Origin of the sequence: Geobacter benzoatilyticus (genome assembly GCF_017338855.1) — a bacterium.
Classification (GTDB): Bacteria; Desulfobacterota; Desulfuromonadia; order Geobacterales; family Geobacteraceae; genus Geobacter; species Geobacter benzoatilyticus.
This window is the reverse complement of record NZ_CP071382.1, coordinates 2,725,647-2,746,177: the sequence shown is the minus strand read 5'-3', so window position 1 is coordinate 2,746,177 and position 20,531 is coordinate 2,725,647. Positions and strand designations below refer to the sequence as shown.

Here is a 20,531-nt window from a genome sequence, read left to right as displayed (position 1 = left end):
GCTTCCTACAACATGTCTTTTACTGCAGGCGGACTTTTCCTTCGGGAGTCCGTAGAAATTGCTGAGTTATTCCTCACACAGGGAGACTGGAAAGCAGTCAGGTACATGGCCCTGAATCAGAATCTTATTCAGTCACGCACAGCCAGCAGCTCTAAAAGGGTATGTCGTGAGATATGCTTGCGGCTTGAAAAATTACATGAAGCAGAACTGAATGTTTTAATAGAGGGTTCGCTTCAGGAACAGCAACAAATCCTTTGGGTAGGCATTTGTCGTAGGCATCGTTTTATTTATGAGTTTGCTTCTGAAATCATTAGAGAAAAGTATCTTCAGATTAATCTCGACCTTCGTCCGGAGGATTACGATGCCTTTTTCAATGCCAAGGCTGAATGGCATGATGAACTGGAGCAGCTTACCGAGTCCACTCGCAACAAGCTTCGTCAGGTAGTCTTTAGAATGCTGCGGGAGGCTGATATATTGACAAAAGCAAACTCCATCAATCCTGTGATCCTGAGTGCGCAGGTTGCTCGTGCTGTCGCCAGTCATTCACCGGATGATCTAAAGATCTTCCCATTATCAGACAGAGACATCAGGGAGTTGTTGCAATGAGCGCCGATTTGGAATACAGGCCGATTCAGGAACGATTTCAACATCTGCTGACGCTGATCTGCAGTGAAAGATTTTTGAAACGCCAAGGATTGGGCAACGAAGTTCCATTCTTCATCTGCCCTTACAAGCCTGAAGAAGCCGTTGAAATGGGACGTATTCAAAAACAACTCATAAACCGACTGAATCAGGGTGGCGTTCGGATCTTGGAAATTAATCTTTACGACACATCAATTGAGCTGCTCCGTCGCCGTGGCATCTGGGATCAGATTCTTGAAATGGAAACTGAAGTTGCAAAGGATGAGATAAAGGAGCTGCTCCAAGGGGTTCTCGATCCTGAAGCTCACCTCATACCTGAAATTGCTGCAAGAATGCAACAGACGGAATTCGATGTCATGTTCATCACTGGCGTCGGCGAGGTATTCCCGTATATCCGCTCCCACAATGTCCTTAATAACCTCCAAAGCACTGCCAAGGATCAACCGACCGTGATGTTTTTTCCAGGTGCGTATACCCATTCTCTGGAACACGGCGCTTCGCTTGACCTCTTTGGCAGATTGCACGACGACAAGTATTATCGGGCATTCAATATATTTCACTGCGATATCTGATACGAGGGAGTTCTGATGGAATTGCGTGCCATATTCAGCAAACCGGTAGACAGGACAATTGAAGGTGTCATCAAGGCTGACGATGCAGCCAGTCTCCGCATAGAAGTTGACGAATATGTTTTGACCAACGAGGTCACTAAACGCCTTGAAGCATTCCTCGACGCCTACAACAATTACGAGGGAGCAAATGGTGTCTGGTTGTCCGGTTTCTTCGGATCGGGAAAGTCACACCTGTTAAAAATGCTGGCTCTCTTGCTGGAGAATCGCTCCATAGATGGCGCTACTGTTCTTGACATGTTCCTGCGTAAGCCTGAGCTTCAGAACAATGAAATCCTGCGTGGAGATTTGAAAAAGGCGGTTGCTATACCCTCCAAGAGCATCCTGTTCAACATAGACCAGAAAGCAGATGTTATCAGCAAGACGCAGATTGATGCCCTCCTGTCTGTTTTCGTCAAGGTCTTTGATGAAATGTGTGGGTATTACGGAAAACAGGGACACATTGCTCAGTTTGAACGTGAACTTGACAGTCGGAACATATTTTCAGCATTCAAACAGGCGTATAAGGAGGTCTCCGGTAAGGAATGGACCACCGGGCGGGAACAGGCGCTTCTGGAATCGGCCAATATCGCCGAAGCTTACTCCCGAGCGGCAGGTGAGAAAAAGGAAGTTGCTACCGGAATTCTCGACAAATACCGCAGTCAGTACAAGGTCTCAATTGAAGACTTTGCCGAGCAGCTAAATGCCTATATCGAGAGACAGGGGGCAGATTTTCGCCTGAATTTTTTTGTTGATGAAGTGGGCCAGTACGTTGCCGACAACGTCAAACTGATGACCAACCTTCAGACCATCGCCGAGAGCCTTGCCACAAAGAGCCGTGGCAGAGCCTGGATTATTGTTACCGCCCAGGAAGATATGAACAGCGTTGTGGGCGAGATGACCGCTAAGCAGGGGAATGACTTTTCCAAGATTCAAGCTCGCTTTGCAAACCGGATGAAGCTTACCGGCGCGAACGTGGATGAGGTGATCCAGAAACGTCTGCTTTTGAAAAATGAGGCGGGCGTTGAAAAGCTTTCTACAACTTACCATGCGGCATGCAACAACTTCAAAACGCTGCTGGATTTCAGCGACGGCTCCCAAACTTACAAGAACTTTCAGGGTAAAGACCATTTCATCCACTGCTACCCGTTTATTCCGTATCAATTCACCCTGTTCCAGACCGCGATTCAGGCGCTTTCCCTGCACAATGCCTTTGAAGGTAAGCATACTTCTGTTGGTGAGCGTTCCATGCTGGGAGTTTTCCAGCAGGTTGCCGTCCAGATATCAGATCATCAGATTGGTCAACTAGCCACTTTTGACCTGATGTTCGAAGGGATCAGGACCGCACTCAAGACACAGATTCAAACCTCCATCCGGGTAGCGGAACAGAATCTCAACAACCCCTATGCAGTGAAAATTCTGAAGTCATTGTTTCTGGTAAAATATGTCCGTGAGTTCAAAGCGACCATCCGTAACCTGTGCGTTCTGATGCTGGAAAACTTTGACCAGGACATAGCCGATCTGAAAATGAATATTGAGGATGCTCTGAACCTGTTGGAGCAGCAGAGCTATATCCAGCGTAACGGTGAACAGTACGAATTTCTGACCGAAGATGAAAAGGATGTCGAGCAGGAGATCAAGAACACCGAAGTAGAGTCATCGGATGTTGCCGATGAATTGGCAAAGATCATCTTCGACGGCATCATTAAAAATAGAAAAATCCGCTATGACGAAAATGGCCAGGACTATTCCTTCACCAGAAAACTGGACGACCGGCTCCATGGCCGGGAATATGAGCTGGCAATCCACATTATTTCCCCCTTCCACGAACATTCCGGCAATGAAGATATCCTGCGCATGCAGTCCATGGGGCGTGACGAACTGGTCATCAGCATGCCAGCGGATGACCGGCTGGTTCGAGACCTGCTCATGTACAAACGTACCGGCAAATACATCCAGCAGAACATGTCGATCACCCAAAAGGAAAACGTCAAACGTATCCTTACGGACAAAGGCTTTCTGAACCGTGAACGTTATGGAGAATTGCAGCAGCTTGCCCAAAAGCTGATCGGCAAGGCCAAGCTGATCATCATGGGAAGTGACATCGAATTGTCTGGAGAAGAGGCCCAAACCAAGATTGTCAGGGGATTCCATGAGCTGATCCAGAGAACCTACCCCAACCTGCGGATGCTTCGCGGGATCAATTATAGCGAAAATGATATCCAGCGGTGTCTTCGCCAGTCGGAAGATAGCCTGTTCGGCAATGACACGACCGTTATGTCTGAATCAGAGCAGGAGATGCTGGCCTTTATTCTCGGCAACAACCGTAGCGGTGTCAGGACGACCCTCAAGAGTCTGGTGGAAAAATTTGAGCGTAAGCCCTATGGCTGGTATTTTGCCGCCATTCTCTGCACGTTGGCTAAATTGTGCGCCCGTGGCAAAATAGAAGTACGCTCCGACAGCAACCCGCTGGAAGATGCCGATCTGGAAAGAGCGCTGCGCAATACCCACGGTCATGGGAATGTCATCCTCGAACCACAGATAGATTTTACCGCCTCTCAGGTGCGGCAGTTGAAAGAGTTCTTTGAGGATTTCTTTGATACCCCGCCCACAAGCAATGAGGCCAAGGCGCTTGGCAAAGAGACCGCACAAAAGTTTCTGGATCTCCTTCATACGCTAACCCCGCTGGTTGCCCAGAAGGCTCAATATCCGTTTCTCACGGTCCTTGATGAACCGATCAAAACCATTCAGGAGATAACCGGCAAACCGTACACCTATTATCTCACCGAGTTCAGCCGTCAGGCGGATTCCTTCCTTGATCTCAAGGAGAAAACTCTTGATCCGGTACGGCGATTCATGAGCGGGCCACAAAAGGGTCTTTATGACGAGGCCAAGGCATTTATCCAGGCACAGGAGCCAAACTTTCCTTATGTCGAGGGTGATGAAGCAGCGCAGATACAGAGCATTCTCGAAGATCCAGGCTGCTATAAAAACAACCGGATGCAGCAGGCAAAATCTCTGGTTGATTCACTGAAAGCCCGGATTGATGCACAGCTTGATTCAGAGAAGAATATCGCACTGCATTCCATCACCACGCTCAAAGAGCGCCTGGCGGCAATGCCTGAATTCTCCAGCCTGAAAACGGAACAACAGGGACAATTAACGCAACCATTAGACAGGTTCCTGCAAGGACTCACCCGACAGACAATCATTGCCGTTATCCGTGACACCCGGAGAAGATGCGAGGAAGATGAGTATCAGCGGATTCTGGGCCAGGTAAACTCCCTGTCGCAACAAGACAGTCCAGCAGGAGAGAATACTGCCACGAGCGGACAACAACCAACCGGTGTTGCCGAACCAGTGGTTGAATACGTTACCAGCCGCTCAATTCAGGTTTCGTTCGAAAAAGCCTGGCTGGCCGATGAAACCGATGTCGATCGTTATCTCGCTTCGGTTCGTGAAGCAATGCTCAATACAATCCGCGACGGGAAGAGGATTCAGATATGATCACAAAACTTGATATCAAGAATTTTACCGTATTCAATGGCCTGACTATCGACTTTTCCTCCAAGATCAATGTGATTATCGGTGAAAACGGAACCGGCAAAACCCATCTCCTGAAAGCTGCCTATGGGCTCTGTTCCGGCAGCACATTATTCAAGAACAAGCCTGATATCGGAAAAGATGACATCGAGACAGCTCTCACATCCAAGCTGCTTCAACTCTTTATGCCATTGGATGACAAACTGGGCAAACTGCGCCGCCACGGTGTCGCTGAAAATGCCCAATTGGAAGCCCAGTTCGCCTTGGACAAGAAAATATCGGTTTCATTCCATACCAATTCCAAGTCGTTGGCCATTCAAAACAGTTCAAATTACGAACAGTATTTATCAGAACCGGTCTACATCCCTACCAAGGAAGTTCTCTCTTTCATGAAGGGGTTCAACAGCCTGTATGAAAAATACGGCCTCTCCTTTGACCAAACCTATCAGGACATCTGCCTGCTGCTGGATCTCCCCGAGATACGACCGGAAACCCTGCACGAGAAGTCAAAATGGGCCATGACGGAGATTGAAGGCATCTGCGGAGGGAGATTCGTTTTCTATGGCGGCGGCAAGGTCACTTTTAAGACCGAGAACGCTGAATACTCCGCCAACTCAATGGCCGAAGGCTTCCGTAAGGCGGGCATGCTCTCACGCCTGCTGGAAACCGGGGCGATTCAACCAGGTGTCAGCGGGCCGCTCTTCTGGGATGAGCCCGAATCAAACCTGAACCCCAAGCTGATGGAGCTGCTCGTGCAGATTCTGCTAGAGCTGTCAAGAAATGGGCAGCAGATAATTCTGGCTACCCACGACTATGTGCTGCTCAAGTGGTTCGACCTGCTCATGGACAAGAGCAAGGACCACGTGCGTTACCACGCATTGTATCGGGATATCCCATCAGGAGAGGTCAAAATCGGTAGCACTGATGATTATCGTGAAATCGAAAGAAATCCAATAACTGAGGCATTCAATCATTTGACGATAGCTCATGCGAAATCACGTCTGAAGGGAACCGAGAGTGAATAAGCTACAAGAAGACGGCCTTCAAATTGATTTTGTTGGTGCCCAGCACGCAATGAAATTTGATCAGAATGACCCGAACCATCCCGAGTATCACGATCTTCAAAATATGCCCAGGGTGGACTTTATTGTTGAAATGGAAGATGCGATCTATTTCGTCGAAGTGAAAGACCCCGGTCGGCCTGATGCAGTAGATGTTGGCGGCACAAAACTACTCAAAAAGATTGTAGATGGCACTCTCGAAGCCTCGCTAATTGAAAAATACCTTTTCTCTTTTTTCTTTCGCTGGGCAGAGCGCCGTTTAGAAAAGTCTGTTCACTACGTTTCGCTTATTACTCTGGAAAGCCCTTTGCTACAGCCCATTATTGATGGACTCGACAAGCAACTGACCAACCTTTCAAAGAAATCAGTTCGATGGAATCGTGAGCCATTGGCGAGTTGCCAAGTCCATAACATAGAAACGTGGGAAGCAGTGTTTCCAGATTGGCCGGTAACACGCCTGGCCGCTGCTGCAGGCGGAGGAGAATAACTTGATGGAAACAGCAAAACTGAGAAAATTCGCCCAGTACGCCCGGCGCAGTTTGATGGAACAGGTTGCCGCAAAAATGAAGTTCGTCCTGGCGACCGACAGCCAGGCACGACGTGAAAATTCGAAAGCTGTTGATGAGCTTGAGCGGCAGATACGGGCGACATCGCAAGATCGTGTCATCGAAAAGGTCGCCTACATCTGGTTCAACCGGTTTTGCGCCCTGCGCTTCATGGATGCAAACCGATACAACCGCGTCAACATTATTTCTCCAGCAGACCCAGGACAGTTCCAGCCGGAAATCCTGGCCGAAGCTAAGATGGGACATATTGATGAAAACCTGATGCCGGATGCCGCACGGCAAAAGGTCTTCAATCTGCTGAACGGCTCCATTTCAAGTCGTGATCCTCAACAGGAGGCATATCAGCTACTTGTCGTTGCAGCCTGCAACTACTACAACCGCTCCATGCCGTTCATGTTCGAAAAGATTGCCGATTACACCGAGCTGCTGATCCCCAACGACCTGCTCTCCGGCAATTCTATCCTTGCCTATACCCGCGAAGCCATGACACCTGATGTCTGCCGGGATGTCGAGGTTATCGGCTGGTTGTACCAGTTTTATATCTCTGAGAAGAAGGACGAGGTTTTTGACGGGCTGAAGAAGAACAAGAAGATCACGCCGGAGAATATTCCCGCCGCGACCCAACTTTTCACTCCCCATTGGATTGTCCGCTATCTGGTGGAAAACTCTCTTGGTCGCCTTTGGATGCTCAATCGGCCAAACTCCCCTCTGATTAAGCAGATGGATTACTATATCAAGCCGGAAACTCCGGAGACCGACTTCCTGCGGATCAGCAAACCGGAGGAAATCAAACTATGTGACCCCGCCTGCGGCTCGGGTCACATGCTAACCTATTCATACGACATTCTCTATGCGATTTATGAAGAGGAAGGGTACGATGCCAACGAGATACCGCGTCTGATACTGGAGAACAACCTTTTCGGTATTGAGATTGATGAGCGGGCTGGTGAGTTGGCGGCCTTTGCCCTGACCATGAAGGCAGCCAAGGGCAACCCCAGGGATGAGAAGAGTAATCACCGCCGTTTCTTCCGCAACCCGACCCAGCCAAATATCTGCGTATTGCAGAATATCCTTTTTGAAGATGGTGAACTGAAGAATTACATGGATGCGGTTGGCCGCGATCTGTTCACGGTCAATCTCCAGACCATGCTGCACCAGTTCCGTGAGGCAGATAACTTCGGCTCACTCATCAGGCCGGAATATGCCGATGCAGCGAGCGTATTGCGGAAGGTTGAGGAGAAAAACCTGACATCTAACTTGTTCCTGCAAAACACTCATGAACGGGTGCTCCTGGCACTGAAGCAGGCTGAATATCTTAGAAACAAGTATCATGTGGTTATTGCGAACCCGCCCTATATGGGTGGCAGGGGCATGAACGGTCGTCTCGCATCTTGGGTGAAGGACAATTATCCAGACAGTAAGGCGGATTCATTTGCCATGTTCATAGAGCGGAATCTTGATCTAACACAACGACGTGGTGTTGTGGCAATGATCACTATGCAGAGCTGGATGTTTCTGTCCTCTTTTGAAAAGTTGCGTACAAACATATTATTTAATAATTGTATTTTGTCTATGGCCCACTTAGGAGCTAGGGCATTCGACAGTTTGGGTGGAGAGGTCGTATCCACTACAGCATTTGTAATTGAGAAAGAAAATCGTACAGAATACAAAGGTGCTTACCTGCAGCTTACCGAGGGAAATTGCGAAGCAGAAAAAGAAGCAGCACTGAGAATAAAGCGTAAAGAACCATTTCTCGTTTCATCTTTAGAGCTAAGAAAAATACCCGGCAGCCCAATCGCATACTGGGCAAAAGATTCAATCAAAGAAATTTTTTCTAAACAACCACCACTCTCTCAAGCCTGCGATACTCGGCAGGGACTGGCAACCAGCAATAACGCATTATTTGTTCGAGAATGGCATGAAGTTGCTCAAGATAAGATATGCCGTTCTGCTAAAGACAGATCAAGTGCTCAAGCAAGCAAAAGAAAGTGGTTCCCACTAATTAAAGGTGGAACATTTCGTAAATGGTACGGAAACCTTGATCATGTGGTTAATTGGGAAAATGACGGCGAAGAAATCATGGATTATGCTGCTAAGTTGTATGGTAGCCCCACACGCACGATAAAAAGTATCCCCATGTATTTCAGAGAAAATATTGGTTGGTCGCGTATATCCACAGGTATATTAAGCCTCAGGTACTATCCAAAAGGTTGTATATTTTCTGATGCGGGGTCATGCATATTTTTTGAAGACTCATCAACGATGTATTCAATTTTAGGTCAATTGAACTCATCGACCACTGTGCTTTTTGCGAAAATAATCTCACCAACTCTAACTTTTGAAGCTGGTCAGCTTGCAAGATATCCTCTTTTAGTAACTTCAACTGATGTAAAAAGCCGAATGCAGGAGTATGTTATTAACCTGATCGACTTAGCAAAAAATGACTGGGACTCTTACGAAACATCTTGTGACTTTACCACTCTCCCATTATTGCACCACGATTATCGCAAGCCTTCATTGATGGCTACCTATTCAACGTATTTAGGAAGTTGTCAGAATAGAATACTGGAAGTAAAGCAACTTGAAGAAAAGAATAATCTCATTTTTGTTGAAACCTACAGTCTTCAGGATGAATTAAAACCTGATGTCCCACTCAACGAAATCACCCTTACCTGTAATCCGCACTATCGCTACGGAGGCGACAAAAATGAAGAAGAGTTAGAAATCCTGCTGCTGGCCGACACCATAAAGGAATTCATTAGCTATGCCGTCGGCTGTATGTTTGGCCGCTACTCTCTCGATAAACCGGGGTTGATACTGGCCAACCTGGGAGAAACGGTTGAAGATTACCTTGTCAGAGTACCTGATCCAACCTTTGAACCTGACGAGGACAACGTCATCCCTATCCTCGACGAAGGGTGGTTTATTGACGACATTACCGAACGCTTCCGCAAGTTCCTGAAAGTTACTTTTGGCGAGGAGCATTACGAAGAGAATCTTAGATTCATTGAGGAAGGATTGGGTAAAAAAGGGAAGCGGCAAGAGATCAGAGATTATTTCCTCAAGGACTTCTACAGCGACCACCTGAAGCGGTACAAAAAACGCCCCATCTACTGGCTCTTCTCCAGCCCCAAAGGGAGCTTCAACGCCCTGATCTACATGCACCGCTACCGCCCCGATACTGCCAGTGTAGTGCTTAACGATTACCTGCGTGAGTTCCGCACCAAGCTATCCGCCCGTAAGCAACATTTAGAGCAGGTCAGCATCAGCGCCTCTGCCAGCCCTCGCGAGAAAACAGACGCGCTCAAAAATCTCGAAAAGCTGCGCAAGGTCATCGATGAACTGGAAGTATACGAGCGGGAGACTCTCTACCCGCTGGCAACGAAACAGATTCCCATTGATCTGGATAATGGAGTGAAATTCAACTACCTTCTGTTTGGCGATGCACTGAAGAAAATTCCGGGATTGGATGCTGGGGAAGAATAACTTGCTGCTTGGGTGATTTTTTCTCTTGAAATGCTGTATTTTGTGCTATAGTATCGTTGATTTCTGTTTTATCAAGAGACTAAATCTCCGGGTGGTGCCACATGATTATTTCATTCTCTGTTGAAAACTGGCGGTCATTTCGAGAGCAATCAACCCTGTCCATGGTTGCCGGCAGGGAAAAACAGCATAGCGATAGGTTGCCCGACATACCCGGTTACGGGATGAAACTGTTGCCGGTAGCAGCCATCTACGGCGGCAATGCTTCAGGAAAGACCAACTTTTTCAAGGCGCTGAATTTCGCCAAACATTTTATTGTAACTGGTACGCAGCCTGAAAGCATGATCCAGTCAGAGCCGTTCCGACTTGCGCCCGAATGCAACTCACTACCTTCAAAATTTAAATTTGAGTTGCTCATCAATGACAAGTGCTTTGAGTTTAGCTTTGCAGTTACTCGCCAACGAGTAACAGAAGAGAAGTTGGTTGAAATACTAAAAACTACCGAGAAACCGCTTTATACACGCACTAATGATACTATTACCTTCCATAGCACCTTGGACAAGGACCAATTCCTTCATTTTGCGTTCAAAGGAACTCGCGAAAACCAGCTTTTCCTGACCAACGCTACCAACCAAAAGGTTAATAACTTTAGGCCAGTATACAACTGGTTCAAGCACAATCTGACTCTCATTGCCCCTGATTCACGGTTTGCGCCTTTTGAACAGTTCCTCCAGGAAGAACACCCTCTATACAACACCATGAACTCAATGCTTTCGATGCTTGATACGGGAATAGAGTCACTTGGTAGTGAAGATCTCCCTTTCGAAAACATTCCATTCCCCGATGTAATTCGAGCAGATCTGCAAGCTGAGCTAAAAGAAGGTATGACAGTTAGACTTATTGCTGAACCGGTTAACGACCGTTTTTTGGTGACACGCCAGCATGGAGAGCTAAAGGCGAAAAAACTAATCAGTTTCCACAAGGATATCAAAGGCCAAGACATAAAATTTGATATGCAAAATGAGTCAGACGGAACCCAGCGGACCATTGACCTACTTCCTGCATTTCTTGACCTTTCAACGGTGTCCAACGACAAAGTATTTATCATTGACGAGCTTGATCGTAGCTTGCATACACTCCTGACACGCAGACTTCTTGAAGCGTATCTCTTTACCTGCGGACCGGAATGTCGTTCTCAACTGCTTTTTACCACTCATGACGTACTACTGATGGATCAAGAACTGTTGCGTCGTGATGAAATGTGGGTTGCCGAGCGTGACAGGACCGGCAGTTCGACGCTCATCTCATTCAGCGAGTATAAGGACGTTCGCAATGATAAGGATATCCGCAAAAGCTACCTGCAGGGACGGCTTGGAGGCGTTCCCCGAATCCTGATGGGAACATTACGCTCCACCGTGGAAAAGCATTCCGAAGGTGAGGCTGCGTAATGAGCAAACGGCGAAAATTTGAACGGAAGATTCCGTTTCTCAATTATCGCAAGGTATTCGTGCTTGCTACCGAGGGAACCACAACAGAACCGCAGTATTTTGAACTGTTCAACAGCAGAACGACCACTATTACAATCAAGTGGGTAAAAGGCACCCACAGTGACCCAAAGCATGTATTAGGGCGCATGAAGCACTACCTCAAGGGCAACCGCCTCAAACCCGGTGATGCCGCATGGTTGGTAATTGACAGGGATCAGTGGACAGAAGAACAACTTGCCCAACTGCATGAATGGGCGGTTGCGAACGAACAGTATGGTCTTGCGGTCAGCAATCCCTGCTTTGAATTCTGGCTGCTGTTGCATTTTGAAGATGCTGTCGGTGTTACGAACAATCGGCAATGCAAAGATCGTCTGAAACGTTACATACCCAGCTACGACAAACATATTGAAACGGTCAAGCTGATACCTGGTATCACTGCAGCCGTTGACCGAGCCCGCCGCAAGGATAATCCCCCCTGTACTGACTGGCCCCGCACCACTGGTTCTACGGTGTACCGGCTTGTTGTAAAACTTCAAGACTGACCGGACGCCGACCATGGATCGAATCACACAGGCACTGACACGAATTTTTGACAAGCATCGGATCGTTTTCTGGTACGACGCAAAGAAAGAGCTCCGCAAGGAGTTTGAGGCTCTGAGTCTTGCGGGCATTGAAAAGATCGAACTGAACAACAATGAATTCGGCATCAAATACCGGGTCCTTCGGGAAGCGCCGGAGCAGAGATTCCTCCTTTATCACGAAGGTGCACAGCCGGAAGACATCAACAACTGGCTGCTGGATGTGCAGCTTGCCCATGGGGAGTTTCGCACCGATCAGGCAGGTATCTGGCTAAGTGAGCTGGACCTGGGGCCTGAGTTTGCCGATATTGTCCAGAACCATGGCGAGTTCTTCAATGCCGCCAAGAGGCGAGAGGGGCTGAAAAGGGTACTTGCTGACAATGATACGCCGGGCGCTATTCGGCTCAAGATGCTGGCAATCTGTAGCGGAGCTGACACCCGTCTGGAAAGCGTGCTTGAGAACCTCCTGGCCGAGCTGGCAGAAAGCCGTGATGACAAGATCAAGTTGATTAAACGCTGCGATCTGGAAGCGTTCCTGCTGGAGCAGCTTGAGCGATGCTATGGTTACAAATCAGCCACGCCGGGGATCAGAGATTTTGCCATCGAGCTGTTTAAGTCATGTTATGCCCTGGGAACCAACGGCACTGCCCGGCTGGGTGGCGATGCTCTTGTCTTCCTGAAACGCTGGAAGGACAGCCGTCAGTATGAGGCGTCTTATGAAATGCTCGCTACGGAGTGCAGCGAGCTTCTGAATATTGAGCAGGATCTGGGCCAGCGCGATTTTCGCGACCTGCTGGAACTGGATTATTTCCGGATAATTGATCAAAAAATTCTGAGCGATCTTGTTCAACAGGTTGTTGATCGGACTATCCCGGCAAACGATTGTGTTTCGTTTATCCGTCAACGGCGCTCAAGTCACTGGTACAGCGAGTTCCGCAACATATATGAAGCTATTGACGTTGCTGCTCGTTTCATAGCTGCACAGGAAGAGTCCAACCTTGCCATGCAGTCCATGTCGGACGGTATTCAGCGGTACTGTCAATCCTGGTTCCGTCTCGACCAACTCTACCGCAAGTTCATCTTCCATGCCGGGAAGTCCGGGCAGACCTCGCTGCTGGAACAGCTTAACGAGCAGATTGAAAACCTCTACTCAAACAATTTCCTGCTGAAGGTCAATGATGCCTGGCAACAGCATGTGGACGCTGCAGACCGTTGGGGAACCGGCGATATCCCGTTGCAGAGGGATTTCTTTTCCAAATGGGTTCAACCGTTTCTGAAAGATAACAAGAAAATTATCGTCATTATCTCTGACGCGCTACGCTATGAAATCGGCGAAGAGCTCATCGGGTTGATTCGCCAGGAGGACCGCTATACGGCCAAGCTTGAAACAGCGCTTGCCATGCTCCCCAGCTACACGCAGCTTGGAATGGCGGCACTGCTGCCAAACAAGGAGCTGTCTTTGGCGCAGGACGATAGCGGCACGGCTTTTGTTAATGGTACCAGCTCTCAGGGCACGGCAAATCGGAACAGAATACTGACGGAGTGTGTGGAACAGCGAGCCACAGCGGTAAAAGCTGATGAGATTATGCGCCTGAATGGAGATGACTGCCGGGCGCTGTTGCGGGATCATGATCTGATTTATGTTTACCATAACCGGATTGACGCTACCGGCGACAAGCAGGTGTCTGAAGAGCGCGCCTTTGAAGCGGTGGAAGAAACTCTCCTGGAAATAATCAGGCTTATAAAAAAACTTGCTGCCGCCAATGCCAACAACATGCTGATTACTACTGATCATGGTTTCATCTATCAGAACCGCGCAATTGACGAGAGCGATTTCCTCGGCGCCGAAGCATCCGGCTCAACGGTCCTCTTCAGGGACCGGCGTTTCGTGATCGGCAAGGGGATGAACGATAATCAGGGGCTGCGCACATTCAGCGTATCCCAACTTGGCTTGACAGGTGATCAGCAGGTCCAGATTCCGAAGTCAATCAACCGGCTGCGCCTGAAGGGTTCGGGCAGCAGATATGTCCACGGTGGGGCTTCGCTGCAGGAAACGGTCATCCCGGTAATCCAGATCAATAAGAAGCGGCAGAGCGATACCTCCGCCGTTGAAATCGAGATTCTCCGTGGCGCTACATCGATCATATCGTCTGGTCAGTTATCCGTGGTCTTTTATCAGGTTCAGCCAGCCTGCGACAAGGTGCAGTCCCACACTCTCAGAGCTGGTATCTATACGCAAGCAGGTGAATTGATATCCGACAGACATGAACTAAAATTTGATCTGGCTTCTGACAATCCCCGTGACCGTGAGATGCAGGTACGATTTGTGTTGAGCCGCAAGGCTGATGCGGCAAACGGGCAGGAAGTCCTTCTCAAGCTTGAAGAACGGGTCGGTGCAACATCACATTACCGCGAATACAAATCGGCCCGCTATCTGGTCAGGCGTTCATTTACCAGTGATTTCGATTTTTAATGGAGTGCCCTTCCGATGAGTGAACTCGACAATAAGATTAATGAGCATTTCTCCGGCCTCGTCGTCCGCAAGGATCTGGTTAAGGCGGTTAAAGGGAATGCCATCGTACCATCCTACGTACTGGAGTACCTGCTGGGACAGTACTGTGCTACGTCGGATGAGGCCAGCATCCAGTCAGGGATCGAAACCGTCAAGGAGATCCTGCGCAAGCATTACGTCCACCGGAATGAATCGGGGTTGGTGAAGTCCATCACCAAAGAGAAGGGGCGACACAAGGTCATCGACAAGATCAGCGTCTCTCTGAACGACAAGAGCGACATGTACGAGGCAACATTTGCCAACCTTGGGATTAGCAAAGTCATTGTGGACAGCGACACCATCAAGAAACACCCGAAATTGCTGGTAGGTGGTGTGTGGTGTATTTCCGATGTGGAGTATGAGTTCACTGAAGACAAGAACGCTTGCCCCTGGCTGTTGAGCAGCATTAAGCCGATTCAGCTTTCCAGCTTTGACTTTGATGGCTATCTGTCTGCACGGCAAAAGTTCACAACTGATGAGTGGATTGACCTATTGATCACGAGCATAGGTTTCAATCCGGAGATGTTCGGAAAGCGGAGCAAACTGCTGCAACTGATCCGCCTTATTCCATTTTGTGAGCGGAACTACAATCTCATTGAGCTTGGGCCGAAGGGCACCGGCAAATCCCATATCTATTCCGAGTTTTCTCCCCATGGCATCCTGATTTCCGGTGGCGAAGTCACGGTTCCAAAACTGTTTGTCAATAATTCCAATGGCAAGCTTGGCCTTGTCGGCTACTGGGATGCTGTCGCCTTTGACGAATTCGCTGGTAAGGGTAAGAAAGTTGATAAGGCCCTGGTAGACATCATGAAGAACTATATGGCCAACAAATCATTCTCTCGTGGAGTCGAGACACTGGGGGCTGAAGCATCAATAGCCTTTGTCGGCAATACGCAGCACAACCTGCCCTATATGCTGAAGCACACCGACCTCTTTGATGAACTGCCCGAGAAATACTACGACTCAGCATTCCTTGATCGTCTCCACTTCTACATCCCCGGCTGGGAAGTGGATATTATCCGTGGTGAGATGTTCTCATCAGGATACGGCTTCGTAGTTGATTATCTGGCAGAAATCCTGCGGAGCTTGCGGTCTCACGACTTCTCTCAGAAGTACACTGAACACTTCACATTATCGAAAGATATCTCAACCCGCGATAAGGACGGCATTAACAAGACCTTCTCCGGCTTGATGAAGATCCTCTACCCATCAGGCGAGGCAACCAAAGAAGAGATGGAGGAAATCCTCCATTTTTCCATTGAAGGGCGTAAGCGGGTAAAAGATCAGGTAATGCGGATTGATCCAACCTTTGAGCCTGTCCGGTTTGGTTATTCTGCTGGGGCTGGCAGCCTGATTCCTGTGAGAACCCTTGAAGAGGAACAGTACCCTCAATATTACCGATCAAAAACAGCAGAAACGAATGAACCCGAGGAACCTTCAGAAGAGACTGATAACACTGAAACAAAAACAGATGAAAAACAAAAAGCAAAGGAAGAGCCGTCTGAAAAGCATGTCACCTTTTCGGAAAATCAGCGAGGGGTTTCATTCGATACCCTGTTAGGCCCATATCTGAAAAATGCCGGCAAGATCGTTATCACTGATCCTTACATCCGGCTATTCTTCCAGGTAAGGAACCTGATGGAGTTCCTGGAAACCGTTGCGAAGATCAAGCAAGATGAGGATGAAGTTGCTGTACACCTGATCACAGTGGAAGATGATTTCAAAGGGCCGCAACAGCTAGAGCAGTTCCAGAAAATGCAGGACACCTGCGCACCAATAGGGATTCAGTTCACCTGGGAGTTCGACGTTAGCAACACCATCCATGCCCGTCACATAGTTACTGACACCGGGTGGAAGATCCTGCTGGATCGCGGCCTCGACATATTCCAGCACTATGAGATGAACGATACGTTTGCTATTGCCAATAGGTTACAGAAGCACCGGCAATGTAAGGCGTTTGAAGTTACGTATTTGAAAGCGTTGAGTGAATAAAGTACATAATTCGGGAGGGCCTCAATATGGCTAAAAAACGAGTATTCATCAGCTTTGACTACGATCACGATGAAACGCTGAAGACTTTCCTTGTTGGGCAATCCAAAAATGAAGACAGCCCATTCGAACTGACGGACTGGTCGATTAAAGAACCGATAGACGGTGATTGGAAGGCTAAAGCCCGAACACGAATCAAATCAGTGGATGTGGTTGCTGTAATATGCGGCCAGCATACCGATACCGCCACTGGGGTAAACGCCGAGCTCACCATAGCTCAAGAAGAAAAGGTGCCTTATTTTTTGCTTGCCGGTTATGCCGACAAAACCTGTGTTAAGCCGAAAGCGGCAAAAAGCACCGATAAACTTTACAAGTGGACTTGGGAAAACCTCAAGACATTGATCGGTGGTGGGAGGTAGCAGATGAAGAAAGCTCTCGTCGTTGGCATAGATGATTATCCGAGTAGTCCACTGAGTGGGTGCGTCAATGATGCAGTTGCCATAGCAAATACACTTGAAAAAAATGGGGATGGATCACCTAACTTTTCAATACGCATTCTAACGAGTAATGAGGTTAATGTTACTACTGCCGTTTTAAGTGAAGCCATTCACCAACTGTTTACCGGTGATGCTGATACGGTTCTCTTCTTTTTTGCCGGTCACGGGATCATTAATCCTGATACAAACGCTGGCTATATTGTCAGTCAGAATGGCGCTAAGGGATCGTGGGGGATGTCTCTTTCGGAAATATTGGGTCTGGCAAACAGAGCATATCCGCGCATCAAGTCAACCGTGATAATCCTCGATAGTTGCCACTCTGGATTTGCCGGTGAAGTTCCTGCTTTAGGGAATGAGCAAATCGCTGCGATTGGTACTGGCGTAACGATTCTGACAGCATGTCATCGTGACGGTACTGCGGGAGAATTCAAGGGACATGGGCTCTTCACCGATATTTTGCTGGATGGCTTAAGCGGTAGCTCGGCTGACATTTGCGGTCGAATAACTCCGGCGTCTCTCTATTCCCACGTCGACCAGACATTGGGACCTTGGGAACAACGCCCCATCTACAAGGCGAATGTTCAAACATTCGTGACACTCAGACAGGTAAGCCCAAAAATATCACTGGAAATACTTCGACGATTGCCGGAGTATTTTCCTGATGCTGCTTCTACATTTCGGCTCGATCCATCATTTGATGCGTATTCCGGTGAAAGCGGCCAGTCGAACTGACGTGATGGCGGCCACCGTTCCGCTGTGAATACGGCCAGCGTTCCGGTGATTCCGGCCAGTGGTGAGAGAGAGTCTCGGGGTGTGGGTTTTTACTCTGTCACAGTTTCTGTTTTCTGGTCAAGCACGGATCGTTTTCGTCTCATGGATTCACCCCTCAGTTCCAGCTTGTAGGCATTGTGCACCAGTCTGTCCAGTATGGCGTCAGCCAGAGTCGGATCCTGCATGGCATCATGCCAGGCCCTCACCGGCAGCTGGCTGGTGATAACGGTTGCCTTGCGGTCATAACGTTCCTCGACGATCTCCAGCAGTTCCCGCTGTTCCTCCCGCGTCAGGGGAGAGATGAGCATGTCGTCCAGAATCAGCACCTCGCATTTGGTTAGCGGCGCAATGATCTTGTTGTAGCGGCCATCGAGCCTGGATACCGCGATCTCCTGAAGCAGCCGCGGCACTCTCTGGTAGAGAACAGAGTGACCGTCCCGGCAGGCTTTCTGTGCCAGCGCACAGGCCAGGTAACTCTTGCCGGCGCCGGTCGGCCCGGTCACCAGGATGTTGTGATGGCTCTTCACCCACTGATTCCCGGCAAGGGACATGACCTGTGAGCGGTCAACACCTCTTCCCTGGCGGAAGTCCAGATCCTCGATCGAGGCAGACAGCCTGAGCTTGGCGTTCTTGAGTCGGTTCTGCATCCGCCGGTTTTCCAGATCGGTCATCTGGTAGTCCACGATCAGGCCGAAGCGCTCTTCAAAGGAGAGCTGTGCCATGTCCGGGCATTGCATCTGGTCCGCAAAGGCCCTAGCCATGGCTGTCAGTTTCATCGAGTTCAGCTTCTCGATGGTCGGTTGTGTCAGCATACAGTTTCCTTTCGTCGTTGTAGTAATCCGTGCCCCTGATGTTCTCGTGGGCAACCGGAAGTAGTTCCATCTGTTTGGGTAGCGCCTTCTGATCCAGGTTGTTCTCTAGGATCGACTTGATGCTTCTGTAGGTGACGCCTTTAATGGTGACTGCCCGTTCACAGGCCGCCTCCAGACGTTCTTTGGTATAGCGCTTCGCAAGCGAGATGATCCCCATGCAGGATCGGAAGCCGTGCTCGGGATATGCCTTGCGTGACAGAATGGTTTCCACCACCTGTGCCGTCGCTGTTCCGGTCTGGGCGGCCCAGGAGATGATCCGCTCCGGTGTCCACTCGGCGAACTCACGGTGGGCTTTGGGCATATGCTCCGGTGTGGTGGTGTGTTTGCCCTGGACAGATGACTTGGGATGGGAGGCAACCCGGTTTCCCTTGTAGAAGCACTCGACGATCGTCTCGGTGTAACGCACATCCACCTGTTCCTTCACCAGGCGATGCGGGACGCTGTAGAAGTGCCCTTCCAGTTCGACATGGTAATCGATGTGCACCCGGGCCTTCTTCCACTGGGCATACTCATAGGGTGTTTCCGGTAAAGGCAGCATGGCCGGAAGGTCAATCTCCTCGAACCGGCTCTGTCGGCATCCGGGCAGCTTCCTGAAGGGGCGGTTGTTCAGAAGGAGAAGGCGTTCACGAATGGCGGCATTGGCTTCGGCCAGGCTGAAGAAGGTCCGGTTGCGCAGGCCTGCCAGGATGAAACGCTGGGCAATCAGCACGCCCCCTTCGACCTTGGCCTTATCCTTGGGATGGCGTACACGGGCAGGAACGATGGCGGTGCCGTAATGATCGGCAAGTGCCGCATAGGTGGGGTTTATATCGGGTTCATAGCGGCAGGTCTTGGTGACGGCGGAGAGCAAGTTGTCGGGAACGATGCAATGCGGGACGGCGTCCATAAAACCGAACGCCCGCACATGGGATCCGGTCCAGTCTGCAAGTGACTGGGTCCAAGTGGCATCGGCATAGGTCTGGTTGCTGCCGCCCATGACACCCACGAACATCTGGGCGTCCCGGACCTCGCCGGTGGTGGCGTCCACAACCGGTACCGTCTGGCCACTGTAGTCGACAAAGAACTTCTCGCCGGCACGGTGCTCCTGGCGCATGGAGCGGTCGAGCTTCTTTCTCCATTGCCGGTACAGTTCGCAGAACTGGCTGTACTGGTAACCGGAGGGTTCGCCCTCCTTGTACTCCTGCCACAACAGCATGAGGGTGAGCTTCTTATGTTTGACAAGTTCATCGTGCAGAGCCCGCCAGTCGGGTTGGGGCAGCTTGCGGGAGGCTGGGTTGACAACGGGGGGATAGAGGCGCAGTTCAAGGGCTTCATCATCGAGATCGGCAGGCAAAGGCCAGGAAAAACCGGCGGCGACTGCCCGGTTGATGGTGTCATCCACGGTGCTCTTGCCGACACCGCAGGTCCTGGATGTATCACGCCGGCTCTGGTTACACGACCAAACAAGGCGGAGTATCTCTCGTATCTTTCGCATGGTAACTCTTTCTCTCGGCATCACGCCCTCCTCGTTATTCAATCAAGGAAGGCAGGATACCTGTTGGAGTTACCCCGCGACTACACTCTCATTTTACACTGGCCGGATTGCTCCGGAATGGTGGCCGCAATCAAATCGGAATGCCGGCCGGTTTCCCGTCGGAACGGTGGCCGCTTTCCCGCCGGAATGGTGGCCGGATTCGTCCGGAATACGCAATTTGAGCCGGATCGAGAGAATATACCAGCCGAATTTCGGGATATACCGGTTAACGAAAACAACACTCGAATCTTCAAAGAACTGCAAATGTGCAATCGGCATGGTTTGGTAATGCCTGTCGATGCTGAACATATGTACTACGCTGCGATAAATTCGACTGGCTGCAAATTGACCGCGCTGGGTGCGCATTACC

Annotated in this window: 14 protein-coding genes and 1 pseudogene; 12 read left to right on the top strand and 3 right to left on the bottom strand. The window is 49.6% G+C overall.

Annotated elements, in window-relative coordinates:
- The first annotated feature begins 12 nt into the window (after positions 1-12).
- From JZM60_RS12620 to JZM60_RS12565, 12 genes are all read left to right on the top strand, one after another.
- Positions 13-606 (top strand): DUF1819 family protein, encoded by a 594-nt coding sequence (locus JZM60_RS12620; RefSeq protein ID WP_207162793.1) that lies wholly within the window; start codon positions 13-15, stop codon positions 604-606.
- The gene (locus JZM60_RS12615; RefSeq protein ID WP_207162792.1) at positions 603-1,214 is read left to right on the top strand and encodes a DUF1788 domain-containing protein; all 612 of its coding nucleotides are present in this window, start codon (positions 603-605) and stop codon (positions 1,212-1,214) included. Before JZM60_RS12620 ends, JZM60_RS12615 begins: the two co-directional genes overlap by 4 nt.
- 15 nt (positions 1,215-1,229) lie before the next feature.
- Positions 1,230-4,757 carry a BREX system P-loop protein BrxC gene (gene brxC, locus JZM60_RS12610; RefSeq protein WP_207162791.1) on the top strand — a complete coding sequence of 1,176 codons (3,528 nt, stop codon included), beginning with the start codon at positions 1,230-1,232 and terminating at the stop codon, positions 4,755-4,757.
- Entirely contained in the window at positions 4,754-5,818 is a 1,065-nt protein-coding gene (locus tag JZM60_RS12605; protein WP_207162790.1) for an AAA family ATPase, read from the top strand. The genes brxC and JZM60_RS12605 overlap by 4 nt, the downstream gene beginning before the upstream one ends.
- Complete coding sequence (locus tag JZM60_RS12600) at positions 5,811-6,341, top strand: hypothetical protein (protein ID WP_207162789.1); 531 nt, start codon at positions 5,811-5,813, stop codon at positions 6,339-6,341. The genes JZM60_RS12605 and JZM60_RS12600 overlap by 8 nt, the downstream gene beginning before the upstream one ends.
- A gap of 4 nt (positions 6,342-6,345) precedes the next feature.
- Complete coding sequence (gene pglX / locus JZM60_RS12595) at positions 6,346-9,906, top strand: BREX-1 system adenine-specific DNA-methyltransferase PglX (RefSeq protein ID WP_207162788.1); 3,561 nt, start codon at positions 6,346-6,348, stop codon at positions 9,904-9,906.
- A 101-nt stretch (positions 9,907-10,007) separates the two neighbouring features.
- Positions 10,008-11,351: an AAA family ATPase gene (locus tag JZM60_RS12590; RefSeq protein WP_207162787.1), complete on the top strand. Its 1,344-nt coding sequence runs from the start codon at positions 10,008-10,010 to the stop codon at positions 11,349-11,351.
- A complete protein-coding gene (locus tag JZM60_RS12585; protein WP_207162786.1) occupies positions 11,351-11,932 on the top strand; it encodes an RloB family protein in 582 nt (193 codons plus the stop codon). Before JZM60_RS12590 ends, JZM60_RS12585 begins: the two co-directional genes overlap by 1 nt.
- 13 nt (positions 11,933-11,945) lie before the next feature.
- On the top strand, positions 11,946-14,441 hold the full coding sequence (gene pglZ, locus JZM60_RS12580) for a BREX-1 system phosphatase PglZ type A (RefSeq protein WP_207162785.1): 2,496 nt from the start codon (positions 11,946-11,948) through the stop codon (positions 14,439-14,441).
- Between the two features lie 15 nt (positions 14,442-14,456).
- Positions 14,457-16,511 (top strand): BREX system Lon protease-like protein BrxL, encoded by a 2,055-nt coding sequence (brxL, locus tag JZM60_RS12575; RefSeq protein ID WP_207162784.1) that lies wholly within the window; start codon positions 14,457-14,459, stop codon positions 16,509-16,511.
- Positions 16,512-16,537: 26 nt separating this feature from the next.
- The gene (locus JZM60_RS12570) at positions 16,538-16,927 is read left to right on the top strand and encodes a TIR domain-containing protein (protein ID WP_207162783.1); all 390 of its coding nucleotides are present in this window, start codon (positions 16,538-16,540) and stop codon (positions 16,925-16,927) included.
- Positions 16,928-16,930: 3 nt separating this feature from the next.
- Entirely contained in the window at positions 16,931-17,737 is an 807-nt protein-coding gene (locus JZM60_RS12565; RefSeq protein WP_207162782.1) for a caspase family protein, read from the top strand.
- A gap of 89 nt (positions 17,738-17,826) precedes the next feature.
- Here JZM60_RS12565 and istB read toward each other — a convergent pair whose 3' ends face one another.
- From istB to JZM60_RS12550, 3 genes and pseudogenes are all read right to left on the bottom strand, one after another.
- Entirely contained in the window at positions 17,827-18,588 is a 762-nt protein-coding gene (istB, locus tag JZM60_RS12560; RefSeq protein WP_207162069.1) for an IS21-like element helper ATPase IstB, read from the bottom strand.
- A 16-nt stretch (positions 18,589-18,604) separates the two neighbouring features.
- A pseudogene (gene istA / locus JZM60_RS12555) lies at positions 18,605-20,122 on the bottom strand (IS21 family transposase); the annotation flags it as partial.
- 93 nt (positions 20,123-20,215) lie between these two features.
- Entirely contained in the window at positions 20,216-20,470 is a 255-nt protein-coding gene (locus tag JZM60_RS12550) for a hypothetical protein (protein ID WP_207162781.1), read from the bottom strand.
- Between the last annotated feature and the right edge of the window lie 61 nt (positions 20,471-20,531).

Coding starts and splice junctions, on each gene's coding strand:
- JZM60_RS12550 (WP_207162781.1), bottom strand. CDS start 20,470: ATGTTCAGCATCGACAGGCATTACCAAACCATGCCGATTGCACATTTG.
- JZM60_RS12565 (WP_207162782.1), top strand. CDS start 16,931: ATGAAGAAAGCTCTCGTCGTTGGCATAGATGATTATCCGAGTAGTCCA.
- pglX (WP_207162788.1), top strand. CDS start 6,346: ATGGAAACAGCAAAACTGAGAAAATTCGCCCAGTACGCCCGGCGCAGT.
- JZM60_RS12570 (WP_207162783.1), top strand. CDS start 16,538: ATGGCTAAAAAACGAGTATTCATCAGCTTTGACTACGATCACGATGAA.
- pglZ (WP_207162785.1), top strand. CDS start 11,946: ATGGATCGAATCACACAGGCACTGACACGAATTTTTGACAAGCATCGG.
- JZM60_RS12605 (WP_207162790.1), top strand. CDS start 4,754: ATGATCACAAAACTTGATATCAAGAATTTTACCGTATTCAATGGCCTG.
- JZM60_RS12590 (WP_207162787.1), top strand. CDS start 10,008: ATGATTATTTCATTCTCTGTTGAAAACTGGCGGTCATTTCGAGAGCAA.
- brxC (WP_207162791.1), top strand. CDS start 1,230: ATGGAATTGCGTGCCATATTCAGCAAACCGGTAGACAGGACAATTGAA.
- brxL (WP_207162784.1), top strand. CDS start 14,457: ATGAGTGAACTCGACAATAAGATTAATGAGCATTTCTCCGGCCTCGTC.
- istB (WP_207162069.1), bottom strand. CDS start 18,588: ATGCTGACACAACCGACCATCGAGAAGCTGAACTCGATGAAACTGACA.
- JZM60_RS12585 (WP_207162786.1), top strand. CDS start 11,351: ATGAGCAAACGGCGAAAATTTGAACGGAAGATTCCGTTTCTCAATTAT.
- JZM60_RS12615 (WP_207162792.1), top strand. CDS start 603: ATGAGCGCCGATTTGGAATACAGGCCGATTCAGGAACGATTTCAACAT.
- JZM60_RS12620 (WP_207162793.1), top strand. CDS start 13: ATGTCTTTTACTGCAGGCGGACTTTTCCTTCGGGAGTCCGTAGAAATT.